The 13,116-nt window shown below is 34.0% G+C and carries 12 protein-coding genes; 2 read left to right on the forward strand and 10 right to left on the reverse strand.

The annotated features are described in order from the left end of the window. The 10 genes from P0Y62_09525 to P0Y62_09570 all read right to left on the reverse strand — a co-directional run bounded on the left by P0Y62_09525 (position 1) and on the right by P0Y62_09570 (position 11,441). On the reverse strand, positions 1-810 hold the full coding sequence (locus tag P0Y62_09525) for an aminotransferase class IV (GenBank protein ID WEK68114.1): 810 nt from the start codon (positions 808-810) through the stop codon (positions 1-3). 77 nt (positions 811-887) lie between these two features. Continuing rightward, positions 888-1,274, reverse strand: coding sequence for an START-like domain-containing protein (locus P0Y62_09530; protein WEK68115.1), 387 nt, complete (start codon positions 1,272-1,274; stop codon positions 888-890). A 346-nt stretch (positions 1,275-1,620) separates the two neighbouring features. Further along, complete coding sequence (locus tag P0Y62_09535) at positions 1,621-2,025, reverse strand: hypothetical protein (GenBank protein WEK68116.1); 405 nt, start codon at positions 2,023-2,025, stop codon at positions 1,621-1,623. Positions 2,026-2,088: 63 nt separating this feature from the next. Next, the gene (locus tag P0Y62_09540) at positions 2,089-3,264 is read right to left on the reverse strand and encodes an aspartate aminotransferase family protein (protein WEK71792.1); all 1,176 of its coding nucleotides are present in this window, start codon (positions 3,262-3,264) and stop codon (positions 2,089-2,091) included. Positions 3,265-3,364: 100 nt separating this feature from the next. Then, positions 3,365-5,104: an OstA-like protein gene (locus tag P0Y62_09545; GenBank protein WEK68117.1), complete on the reverse strand. Its 1,740-nt coding sequence runs from the start codon at positions 5,102-5,104 to the stop codon at positions 3,365-3,367. A 3-nt stretch (positions 5,105-5,107) separates the two neighbouring features. Continuing rightward, the gene (locus P0Y62_09550) at positions 5,108-5,581 is read right to left on the reverse strand and encodes a transcriptional repressor (GenBank protein WEK68118.1); all 474 of its coding nucleotides are present in this window, start codon (positions 5,579-5,581) and stop codon (positions 5,108-5,110) included. 67 nt (positions 5,582-5,648) lie between these two features. After that, complete coding sequence (locus tag P0Y62_09555; GenBank protein WEK68119.1) at positions 5,649-7,643, reverse strand: KUP/HAK/KT family potassium transporter; 1,995 nt, start codon at positions 7,641-7,643, stop codon at positions 5,649-5,651. A 111-nt stretch (positions 7,644-7,754) separates the two neighbouring features. Beyond that, positions 7,755-8,735, reverse strand: a complete 981-nt coding sequence (locus P0Y62_09560) for a pyruvate dehydrogenase complex E1 component subunit beta (GenBank protein ID WEK68120.1) — start codon at positions 8,733-8,735, stop codon at positions 7,755-7,757. Between the two features lie 204 nt (positions 8,736-8,939). Continuing rightward, complete coding sequence (locus tag P0Y62_09565; protein ID WEK68121.1) at positions 8,940-9,359, reverse strand: DUF2147 domain-containing protein; 420 nt, start codon at positions 9,357-9,359, stop codon at positions 8,940-8,942. 150 nt (positions 9,360-9,509) lie between these two features. Next, positions 9,510-11,441 carry a sulfatase-like hydrolase/transferase gene (locus tag P0Y62_09570; GenBank protein ID WEK68122.1) on the reverse strand — a complete coding sequence of 644 codons (1,932 nt, stop codon included), beginning with the start codon at positions 11,439-11,441 and terminating at the stop codon, positions 9,510-9,512. A gap of 109 nt (positions 11,442-11,550) precedes the next feature. Here P0Y62_09570 and P0Y62_09575 point away from each other — a divergent pair, with 109 nt between their 5' ends. Together P0Y62_09575 and P0Y62_09580 are read left to right on the forward strand one after the other, a co-directional pair. Then, complete coding sequence (locus P0Y62_09575; protein WEK68123.1) at positions 11,551-12,264, forward strand: CDP-alcohol phosphatidyltransferase family protein; 714 nt, start codon at positions 11,551-11,553, stop codon at positions 12,262-12,264. Between the two features lie 86 nt (positions 12,265-12,350). Beyond that, a complete protein-coding gene (locus P0Y62_09580) occupies positions 12,351-13,115 on the forward strand; it encodes an exonuclease domain-containing protein (GenBank protein WEK68124.1) in 765 nt (254 codons plus the stop codon). Position 13,116: the final 1 nt, after the last annotated feature.

Genomic DNA, 13,116 nt, shown 5'->3' on the forward strand with positions numbered 1-13,116 from the left:
TTAAAAACTTTCCTTCCAGCTTTCCACCCATTCTAAAAAACGGGAAACTTCAAAAGTCTTATTTCTTATTTTACCTACAGAAAATATGCCTTTTTCTTCGGAAATCATTAAAATTTCTTCTGCCTTCTGAGATTCAAACGCGATAATCTCGTGTTCCTGAATATCTGCAAGCTTATTTTTATGTAAAAATGTAACAAAATTTTCCATTAAAGGAGAAATGTAGGCACCTTCTGTCTGTTTCGGAACTTTAATAACATCACCCTCTAAAAACAAAAGATTTCCTGATGTAGTGCGCGCAATTCTTTTATTAGGATTTAGCAAAATGACATCATCCAGATCATTTTCCTGCGCATAAATTTCGCCATAGATATTTTCCGGAGAATGAACTCTGATATTGCTTAAAAGGTTATTATTAACATTAATTTCCTTAATTAAATCCAATTCAAGAGGTCTTTTATGAACCGCTAAGACATCATCTGTTTCTGTAACCTCGTAGAAGTACGATATGGTAGATTTAGAGAGTGTAAGTCCATCATTATTTCTGAACACCTGAAAGTTGATGATCCCGTTCTGTATTCCTTTCTGATCAATAATTTCTTTTTGAAAAAGAGACTGAAAAAACTCCAACGTATAGGTTAAAGGAATATTCATTCTCATCTTTCTCATGGATGCCATCAAGAAAAAATAACATTCTTCATCAATTATAAGTTTAGCATCTCTCACAAAGAAAGAAACCTTCACTGCATCTCCTGCAAGAAACGCTCTATTTTTCACCGGTACTTCTCCTGAAGTAAAATATTGATTTTCCAATTTTTATAGTGATTATGTTATAAAAAAATAATGAACGATAAATCGTTCATCAGTTTGTTATTTGGTTGAATGCTCCCTTACGCAGCACCCAATTTTATTCTTAGATTCTCTATTAGATTTTCCCAGTACATTGCGTTTTCATCTTCATCTCCATCTTCACAGAAGTCTGTAATATTTAGAGCCAGGTCTTCAGTAATATCATCAATTACGATCGTCATTTCAAAGAAGTTTTTGGTTCCTTCATCTTCTTCCCATCTGAAACGAACGAAACCTTCAGGCTTATATCTGATTAAAGTGGCTTTCTCAGCAGGACCTCCACCCCAGCTGAAAAAGAAATCATCACCCTTCTCTGTTACCTCATCCGCAAACCATTCAGATAATCCTTCTGCAGTTGCAAGATATTCATATAAAATCTCTGACAGACAATGCATTGGAAATTCATAATGGACTTTATGTTTCGCCATATAATCTTTGTTTTAATCGTCACGCAATATATAAATTAATTTTTTGATTACACAAAAATGTATTTACTTTTTTACATAATCTTCATGATATTTATCAGAGATTTTTAAATGGTTGTTTAAGTCTATTTTCATCAAAAAGCGCTTCAATTTTTGAAGCGTTTTTTATATTAATTTGTTTAAAATATTTGAAAATTTGGAATCTATTAAAACTTCTCCATAACACATCAATACTTGTTGTATAAAACGACTTGCAAATAAATTTTATTCTTACCAAATAAAAGTATCTTTTGAGTAAACTCATGATGTGAGGAAGCACACTATTTGTAAACCTAAAGTACACAAAAATCTACAAGAATCTTACAGGAACAAACCATAATAAAAGAGAAAATATAAATAAGATTCCAATAACAACTACAGCTCTCTTTTGAAGGTTATCTGAAAAAACGGTGTTTTTTTCTCTATCATAATAAAAATATTTATCATTACTGCTTCCAATTTTCAAATCATTTATTGGGAGAGAAATATTATTATAAATATGATTATTAAATTCTACTTTACATGAAGATCTACCTCTTCCACCATAAACATCGAGGATTTTGACCTTTATTGGTTTTTGTATGTTTATAATTTCCTGTTTTCTGCTTATGTCTTTATAGCCCATATATAGTAAATACAACAAGATACTATTAGAAACTATAAGCATCAGAATCTTAAACTGTTGTATTCCTTTATAGCCATTTATTAATCCCATTATTTTACTAATTAACATCTAAAATCCGCATATACAAAAAACTAAAATAGAAACTATGCTCTATTAATTTTCATTCAAAACATCTAAAATAATTTGGCATCCTTCTCTGATTTCATCCAGAGAAATCGTTAACGGTGGAGAAATTCTTAAATATTCGTTTCTGTACAACTGCCAGAAAACGATTAAACCTTTTTCCATACATTTCTTAGCAACATTTAGGGTATATTCCGGAGAGCCAAGATTTACCGCAAGCATTAGTCCTTTCCCGTTGATATTTTGAATTTTGGGATGAACCAACAATTCTCTGAATAGTTTTTCTTTTTCTTCTACTTCACTCATCAATCCACTTTCCAACACTTCTTTCAACGTGGCATAACTGGAAGCAGCGATCAAAGGATTCCCTCCAAACGTCGTAATATGTCCTAATTTTGGAGAATGAGCCAATGTTTCCATAATTTCTCTCGAACTCATAAACGCTCCTACAGGAACTCCTCCTCCCATTCCTTTTCCCATGACTAAAATATCAGGAACAATACCAAAATGTTCAAAAGAGAATAATTTTCCTGTTCTTCCGAATCCCGGCTGGATTTCATCGAGAATCAGTAAAGCTCCGACCTCTTCACATCTTTTTTTAAGTTTTCTTAAATAATTATCATTCGGAACCAAAAAACCAGCGGCTCCCTGAATAGTTTCCAAAATTACACAAGCCGTCTTCTCTGTAATTTTATCGAAATCATTTTCGTTATTAAACTCAATGAAAGAAACCATCGGTAACAAAGGACGAAATTCTCTCTTATGAGTTTCATTTCCTGAAACACTCAGCGCTCCATGTGTGTTTCCGTGATAGGAATTTTTAAAGGATACGATTTCCTCTCTTCCGGTATATCTTTTAGCAAGTTTAAGACTTCCGTCAATAGCTTCTGCTCCACTGTTGACCAAATAAGTAATCTCTAACGGATCAGGTGTTGCTTCTGCTAATAATTTACATAAAGCAACCGGCTTTTCCTGGGCATATTCTCCATATACCATCACATGAAGATATTTTTCAGCCTGTTCTTTGATCGCATCTACAACCTTCGGATGTGAATGGCCTAAAGTATTAGCCGAAACTCCTGCTACAAAGTCCAAATATTTTTTTCCGTCAGTACCATAAATATAGCTCCCTACTGCTTTTTCAACTTCAAAACCTGCCGCAAACCGTGTCGTCTGAGCCTGATATGTAAAAAACTCCTTTTGCATTTCCATTATAAGAAAAATTTTCAGCAAAGCTATAAAACATTCGTTAAACCCTGAAATTAATCCCATAAAAAAGACCAGCTTCTGTAAACTGGTCTTGATATTATTTTCTAACTCTTTTCGGCTTTTTAGCTTCTTCTTTTGCTCTTTCCGCATCTATAGCTTCCTGCGCCTTATTATAGAGCTCATTATCTGAAGTATATTTTATCTCTTCATAATTCGGAGTATCGACGAGAATATCCTGCCATTTCCTTATCCGGTCTTTTGTATTCCAGTTAAAGTCAGTAAATTTTCTCTTTGCAGGTTCTATTTTACTCATAGGATAGGTTTCCGAAGTCGCTCCGATACTACATGAAATAATCTGTAACTTGCTTTCTGAAAACAAAGTACTGATAATACCACAGGAGGACAAAGTAATTCCTATTCTTTCTGTTTTTTTAGTTTCCTTATTAGTATCGTCTGTATAAGCAATTGCCTGCGCATTACCTATTACCGAAGCTTCTTTAATCTCATTATTTTCATAATGAACCGTCATGAATTTTCCTTTCACCTGATTGAATTCATCTTTCAGAGTCAGAGAATCGACTTTACTGATCGCTAAAGCATTGCCTATTACTTTTAATGAATCAATATTTTCGTTCTGGGTATTAAAATAAGCTTCCACTTTATTTCCGGTTACCTGCTTCTCTCCACTCCAAAGGATAGGAGCTGTATACATATGCATCACACCGTCTGTCTCGTTAAAAGCGATAGAATCGGCTCTTCCTTGTGCATTTGATTTGTAAAATCTGGCTTTTTTAAATGCTCTTATAAAGCTTTTCTTTACTTTCGGATCTATGGAATCCGGCTTTTGATAAGAAATTATTTTTTCCGATGCGAAGTATAAAGAATCCTTTTGCATTGCTTTTACAGCATATGGATTTTTTGTCATCATTGCAGAATCTTTCTTCTCGAAAATTTCTCCGTATCCACCTTTTATCCATCTTCTTTCATTGGGATCATCCAATGTTACATTTCCGGTCGCTTTTCCAAAACCGGTAAGCTGATTGTAATACATTTCATCACCCGTAAGAATCTTATCATTATAATATACCCTTGAATTTTTCGTCAGAAAAGATTCTTTAGTATTCATATTATGAGTTCCTTTCTCAGTAATGATTCTGTTTTTAGGATTTTTATTATTGGTAATGGTAGTATACCCATTAATTGTAACAATATTGGTATTTTGATTCTGAACAACATTATCACCTTCCAATGTATAATCACGGTCTACGATCTTCACTCTCCCAGTAAGATCAATCGTACGAGTTGTTAAAAAGTAGGTTGCCGACTTGGAATAGGTTGTACTTTTACCGTCATTAATAGTACCTCCTGTATTATAATACGCCTGATTGGTCAGTCTGTCATAATACATGGTTTCCGTTTTGATAATAGTTCCTTTTGGATCTGTAAGCACAACATTTTGTTTGGCAACACCTTTCTGGGTGGTACCATTGTATTCCATTTCTTTTGCAGAAATGACGGAACCATCTGAATTAACAAGCTTTACATTTCCAAAAGCTTTTACAAGACTTTGCTCATTATAAAGAACTACTTCATCAGCAGTCAACACTGAACCCTGATGTTCAATCTGAACATGGCCAACCATATATTGATTTCCATCATATTTGGTATCTTTTTTAAATTCATCAGCATTGATAATCCTTACCTTGTCTTCAGGACGAACCGGTTGTTGTACAGTATTAGCTTTGGGCTGTATATAAGGATCCATTTGCACAGTTTTTTTTTCCTGCGCAAAAAAGAACGTAGAAACGAAAAGTAACAGAAAAAGAGTATATCTCATTGATTAGTCATTCTTTGTGCCATAAAAATATAGCGAATGAGAATCAATTTTTACGCCAAAAGCTTCTTCAATAGCTTCTTTAATTCCCTGAATTCTAGGATCGCAAAACTCGATAATTTCTTCAATCTCTTTATCCGAATCTTTCTTATAAATCACCAAATGATCATGTTGCTTATCAAAATAAGACTTTTCATAAGAAGAAGAAGTTAATGTCTTTTCACCAAACTGATGTTTACGAATCAGACCTGCATCAAGGAAAATCTCAATTGTATTGTAAATCGTTGCTTTAGATACATGATATTTTTTCTGAAGCATCAGTAAATACAGATCATCCACATTGAAATGGTGATCCATATTATAGATTTCTTCCAATATGGTATATCTTTCAGGCGTATTTCTGAAACCTTTCTCTAATAAATAGTTTCTTAAAACATCCTTAATTAAAGCTATATTTTTTTCTTTTTGTAAAGTATCCATCAAAAAAATTATCTACAAATTTATTGATTTTTATTTAATTAATATCAGAAGGAATTGTTAAAGAAGCCTAACCATTATGTCTCAAAAATCCAGCCTGTTCAATTTTATGATCGTACACTGTAAGTTCTGTAATCGGCGCAGATTCCACCACTACATTGTGCGAAGTGACTCCCCATGCTTTGAAATCATCACTTCCTATATACTTCACAAAGTTGTAAATATTCAGCGTAATCTTCTGTTTAACAGTCAAAAGTATATCGTTGATATAGGAGTTATCTATAATTACATATTTTAAATCCGGTGGGATATTATATGATCTTAAAGAAGGATGACTGCTTCGTGAAGGTATTGTTCCGTCTGCCATCAAATCTTTTAGAACCATACTAAAATAGTCATTGATTCTACGATCTACTTTAAATCCTAAAAGGAAATTGATTTTATAAATAGTACCCGGCAATATCTCGTCTACTGTATATTTAAAGGTAAACGGATCTTCCTGGTTCGTAATGGTCAGGATAAAATAATGATCTGCTCTCTTTGGCTGTTTTTTAATGATGGAATAAATAATTTTTGATTCTACTTCATCATTTCTTTTTGCACGGCTCAGATAAGCAAGATTGGTTGCATATTTAGGAATCGTTTCATCCAGCTTCATATCTTTGATAATCGGAGTATAATTTTCCAGTTTAACAAACTGAATAAACTGAGTCTTTATAGATCTTCCGTTGTACCATGCATACATACAAACACCAATAAAACCGCCTAAAACTACCGTGATCCAACCTCCTTCCAGGAATTTGATAACATTCGCACTGAAGAAACCTAGTTCGATAGACAGATAAACGATACCAAAAACAAGAATAAATAGCTTGTTCACTCTATGTTTCAGCAGCCAGAATCCCAGAAGTATTGTAGTCATCAACATCGTCACTGTAATAGAGAGACCATAAGCCGCTTCCATTTTTCCCGATTCTTTAAAGTGAAGTACTACAATTATACAGAATAATAAAAGTCCCCAATTGATTCTTGGAATATACATTTGTCCTTTTACTCCGGATGGATAGTCAATTTTTTGGTTAGGCCATAAATTAAGCGCCATCGCTTCGGAGAAAATTGTAAAAGATCCTGTAATCAATGCCTGACTGGCAATAATCGCTGCAGCTGTTGCTAAAATGACTCCCGGTAACACTGCCCATGGCGGCATAATTCCAAAGAAAGGATTTACTACAGAGAATCCCGGATTCTGATAATTTGATAATAACCAGGCACCTTGTCCAAGATAATTTAAAATCAACATGATTTTAACAAATCCCCAGCTTACTCTGATATTTTTCGCACCACAGTGTCCAAGATCCGAATATAGAGCTTCGGCTCCTGTTGTACACAGGAAAACCGCTCCCAAAATCACTATTGCACTCGGTGAGTTTACAATAAGTTTGTAAGCGTAATAAGGATTGAATGATCTTAGAATTTCAAAATTTTCTCTTAAATGAGATATTCCCAATCCTCCAAGCACCAGAAACCAAACTACCATAATGGGTCCGAAAAACTTACCGATAAAGCTGGTTCCGAATTGCTGTACGACAAATATGGCAATCAGAATTCCAATAGTGATAGGAACTACGGGAGTATGAGGATTATAAATCTCCAGACCTTCAATTGCAGACATTACCGTAAGGGAAGGAGTAATTACTCCATCTGCAATAAGTGCTGCTGCTCCAACAATAGCAATAAGATACAGCCAGCCTTTTTTAAGGTTTTTAACTAAAGAAAATAAAGCCAGAATTCCACCTTCCCCTTTGTTATCTGCACGAAGAGCAATGATAACGTATTTGATGGTCGTTTGTAGCGTTAAAGTCCAAATAATACACGAAAGTGCTCCTTCGATGTATTCGTTAAAAGGCATATTGCTTCCGCTATCTCTTGCGTTCACAATTGCTTTCATTACGTAAAGCGGTGAAGTACCAATATCTCCAAAAACAATTCCCAAAGAAACTAAAACTCCAATAAAGGAAAGCTTTTTAATGTCAAAATGATGACCGCCTTCTGTAACTTCTGTCATAGCAGATAATTTAATTTTAAACGCGCAAATTTAAACCAAAATTATAACCCCAAGAACTTTTCTTCATGAATATAATAAATGAAAAAACTTCCTTTCGGAAGTTTTTCTCTATTACTTAACGTACATTGCTTTTTTAATTTCCTCTTTTACTTTTTCAAGTTTCGGGAACCATTCTGCAAATAAAGCAGCTGAATATGGTGCTGGAGCATCAGGAGTCGTAATTCTCTTGATAGGAGCATCTAAATAATCAAATGCTTTTTGCTGTACCATATAGGTAATTTCTGAAGAAACGGATCCAAATGGCCAAGCTTCTTCCAAGATCACCAATCTATTGGTTTTCTTTACAGATTCTAAAACCGTATCAAAATCTAAAGGACGAACTGTTCTAAGATCTATAACTTCTACAGAAATTCCTTCTTTTTCCATATCTTCAGCAGCCTGAATAGCAAGCTTCATGATTTTTCCGAAAGAAACTAGGGTAACATCTGTACCTGCTTTTTTAATATCTGCTTTTCCGATCGGTAAGTAGTATTCTTCTTCAGGAATTTCCATTTTATCTCCGTACATCTGCTCAGATTCCATGAAAATTACCGGATCATTATCCTGAATAGCTGTTTTCAATAACCCTTTCGCATCATAAGGATTCGAAGGAACCACTACTTTAAGACCCGGAACGTTTGCAAACCAGTTTTCAAAAGCCTGAGAGTGTGTAGCTCCCAATTGTCCTGCAGACGCAGTAGGCCCTCTGAAAACGATAGGACAGTTCCACTGACCTCCGCTCATTTGACGGATCTTTGCCGCATTATTGATAATCTGATCAATACCTACCAATGAGAAATTGAATGTCATATACTCTACAATTGGTCTGTTACCATTCATCGCAGCACCTACAGCAATCCCTGTAAAACCAAGCTCAGCAATAGGTGTATCGATTACTCTCTTAGGACCAAATTCATCCAGCATTCCTTTTGAAGCCTTATATGCACCGTTATATTCTGCAACTTCCTCCCCCATTAAAAAGATGGATTCGTCTTTACGCATTTCCTCGCTCATTGCCTGTGCAATTACCTCACGAAAAGTATATTCTGCCATATCTATTTGAAAAATTTAGACTACAAAAGTAGTGTTTTTTTATTATACACCTCATAAAAAAGAGATCACATTCGCTAAGATTTTTGTATTAATTTTAATTTAAATTACATTTTCTTCTGCTTTATTTAATTCTTTATAATTTCTCAAAACAAAAGACGATATTCCTAAAGAAATACCGTCTTGCAATTCTATTTACACTTATTTTTAGTTCACTTTCTGCCAAGTTTGTGTTCTTCCGATTAAAGACAAACCGATATACCCTCTTACATTAAGCTGATCACCCTCTCTTGTAATGGTACATTTGTATGTTTTTCCGGTTTTAGGATCTGTAATGGTTCCTCCTGTGAATTCATTATCATCTTTTTTCAATCCTCGGATGATTTCCATTCCCAAAATGGGCTTCCCTTTTCTGTCGTCCTTACAGGCTGTACAATTTGGATCTGCAGGCTTAATTAATAGCTGAGAAACTTTGCCATAATATTTCCCGTCAGATTTTTTATAGATTTCTACAATGGATTTAGCCTGTTTTGTTTCATCATCTATTGTTTTCCACTTTCCTTCGATCTGCGCAAAAGACAATACTCCTAATAAGGAGAAAGCGGATGTTAATAATAATTTTTTCATATTTTTATAGTTTTAATTCTAATACGATAATTTAGTTGTCTATTTACTGTTAAAAATATAAATTAATTTCAAACAAACAAAAACTTTTATTATCCTAGGCATATATAACAAGAGATATACCAATTTTTAGAATTAAACATTTATTAAACGTTAGTCCATTTTTCTGTTGATCACCTTGTTCATATAATCCTGATACCATGCTTTGGCGATCAATTTTCCTTTTTCGACTTCGGGATTGTTTTTTAATTGGGTCATCAGATTTTTTTCTAATCCTAAATCCGATTTATCAAAAACCCCTACTATTTCTTTCCCATCAAATCGATAGATATAGTTCCCGATGATAAACTGCTCTACAGTACCATCGGAATTGGCTATAATCGGAGCATATTTTTTATCACTCACCAAGCTTCTTCCCCAGCTTCTTATTTTTTTGTCATAGCCTATTAAATCAGCCAAAGTAGGATAAATATCAATCTGTTGTGCGAATTCCTCGTTAACTCCTTTCAGATTATATTCCGGATTTGGGGAATAAAAAATCAGAGGAACTGCAAAACGGTTCATTATTTTTTCATATTCCGGATAATACACTTCATTGGTATGATCTCCTGTAAAGACAAAAATGGTATTATTATACCAAGGCTGTTTTTTGGCAGTTTCAAAATATTTTTTAATCGAATAGTCAGTATACTGTATGGGTTCATGCATCTGATTTTTCCCTTTTTTGAATTTACCGTTATATTTTTCAGGAATTTTGAAAGGATGATGAGAAGAAGCTGTAAAAACCGTCGCCATGAAAGGCTGTGTTTTCCCTACATTTTTAGCAAAATATTGAAGAAATGGCTCATCCCAGATTGCCCACATTCCATCGAAGTCACTATCGTTATTATATTCTGTTTTCCCATAATAATGTTTAAATCCAAGAATATTTCCAAAGCCTAAAAATCCCATCGAACCATTCGGTGCTCCATGATAAAAAGACGTGTCATAACCTAAGTCATTACAGATCGAAACAATAGACTGGATTTTCTGATTCGAGTAAGGCGAGCTTGTAAAAGCATCGGTTAAGCTCGGAATTCCAGCCAAAACCGAACTCATTCCATGAATAGACTGTCTTCCGTTCGCAAAAGTATTTGGAAATATTAAGCTTTGTCCCGCCAAACTATCTATAAACGGTGTATAAGAAACGTAATCTTTAATCTTTTTGTCTTTGTTGAATGCCCCGGAATATTCTCTCCCAAAAGATTCTACAATAAAAATAACAATATTAGGCTTATTAGCTACTTTTCTGTCGTACATTTTATAAGGTTGAATATTTTCATCAATAAATTTCTCATCTACAAAATGAACCTCTTTGAAATTATTCGTGTTCAATGTTCTGAAGAACGAAAATGTACTGTTCAGCACCATATTTCCCTGAGCAGGAAGCTTTACAAAACGATTCGCATCAACAAGGTTGATCGGTCTCGTACTGTGTTTAAAGTCTCCACGTATTCCTCCAACGGTTAAAACAGCAGTGATACAAAGCGTTAAAACCGATAAAATAAAATACGGAACCAGTTTCACAGGTTTACGTTCTGTAATTTTCACTTTCTTGTAAAGAAAAACCCAAAGCCACATTAAGGCTACAAACCATATTAAAATATAAGGATTCTGTGTAATGGAAGCCATGAATACTTTAAAAATATTATCCTCATGCTTCGCCACCTGAAAAGCAGCCGAAGTAAGCCTTGTCTGCGAGAATTTAAAATATACAATATCTCCGAAGTTCATGGCATAGGTAATTCCATTAGTGATAAAATATAACCAGAAAAGAATTTTCTGATACACTTTTTTAGTATTAATAACTATAGGAAGTAAGCTCAGCAAAATGAAAAGGGCATTTACATATAAAATAGCCGTGGTATCAAATGCAATTCCGTGAAATGACAGACTAAAATAATCTGAAACCGAATCTATTGTAATCAAACCTTTATTAAAATACCAAAATAAAAATCTGGCGATCTGATAGAAAAAATAAGCGAGAAAAATCCGGTACAACAATACCAGAACTTCCTGTTTTCTGAATTCTTTAAAAAATTTCATGACGCAAATTTACATCAAATTCAGATACAATGAATGGGACAATGTATCGCCGTTAAATTGATACAGCCTTACATTCATTTATTTGATATATTATTTTAATTTTGTGCCTATGAATTTTATTAAAAATAATCTTGCGAATGCGATCACTCTGGGAAATCTGTTTTCGGGGAGTGTCGGAGCTATCCATCTTATTCTTGGCGATTATCAGACAACAGCTATCTGCATCATTCTTTCTTTGGTTTTAGATTTTTTTGACGGTTTTGTTGCCCGGGCTTTAAAATCCAATTCCAACTTAGGGGTTCAGTTAGATTCTTTAGCGGATATGGTAAGTTTCGGACTGCTCCCGGGATTAGCAATGTTTAAAATGCTTGAACCTTTTGGAACTGATCTTTCGGGCTTTTCCTTACCTTTTGAAATCAAGTATTTTGGACTTCTGATTACTCTATTTTCATGTTTAAGGCTTGCCATTTTCAATTTAGATGAAGATCAGAAATATTATTTTAAAGGATTAAATACACCATCAAATACCATCTTGATTTTCGGATTATTTTACGCTAATAAAGAGGTGGGAAGCTTTGAATTTCTCTTTGAAAACCAAATATATCTTATTCTTCTTACAGCTATCTCATCCTGGCTTTTAATCAGTCCTATAAAAATGATTGCCATGAAATTCAAATCGATGAAACTACAGGATAATTATCCGAAAATAGCTTTATTAATAGGTTCAATTCTTATTTTAGCTATTTTTAAAACTGCCGGAATACCTTTGGTGATTATCTATTATATCTTTATTTCCATTATTTTTCAAAAACAACTTAATTAAGTCAGGAGTTTTGAGTGGTCAGTTCAAAAATACCGACTACATCTTAACTCATAATTCATAACTTTCAACTCATAACTTACAAAAAAATGAACTTAAAACTATATAAACCTCTTTGTATTTTTGATCTGGAAACTACAGGAACCAATATCGGGAAAGACCGGATTGTGGAAATCTGTATTTTAAAAGTAAATCCGGATGCATCACGAGAAAGCAAAACATGGAAGGTAAATCCTGAAATGCCTATTCCTGCAGAATCCAGCCAGATTCACGGAATATATGATGAAGACGTAAAAGATGCTCCTACTTTCAAACAAATTGCTTCAAAGGTTATGGAGATGATTTCCGGAGCCGATTTGGGTGGTTTTAATTCTAACAGATTTGATGTTCCTCTGTTGGCAGAAGAATTATTGAGAGCAGAAATAGATTTTGATCTTAATAAATTTAAATTGGTGGATGCACAGACTATTTTCCATAAAAAAGAGCCTAGAAATTTAGGTGCTGCTTATCAGTTCTATTGTGGAAAAACGTTGGAGAATGCCCATTCCGCAGAAGCTGACGTAATGGCAACATTTGAGGTTTTGGATGCACAGGTTGGGAAATATGAAGATGTTCCGAATGAAATTGCTGACCTGAGTGAATTTACTTTCCATAATAAAAATGCAGATTTAGCAGGATTTATCGGATACAACGAGAAAAACGAAGCGGTATTCAACTTCGGGAAATATAAAGGACAGGGAGTGAAAGCTGTTTTCCAGAAAGATCTGGGCTATTTCGGATGGCTTCAGAATGCTGATTTTCCTTTATATACAAAGAAAGTCTTCACGAAAATCCAGTTATCAAGTAAATTTTAAC

This window comes from Candidatus Chryseobacterium colombiense, from assembly GCA_029203185.1.
GTDB lineage: Bacteria > Bacteroidota > Bacteroidia > Flavobacteriales > Weeksellaceae > Chryseobacterium > Chryseobacterium colombiense.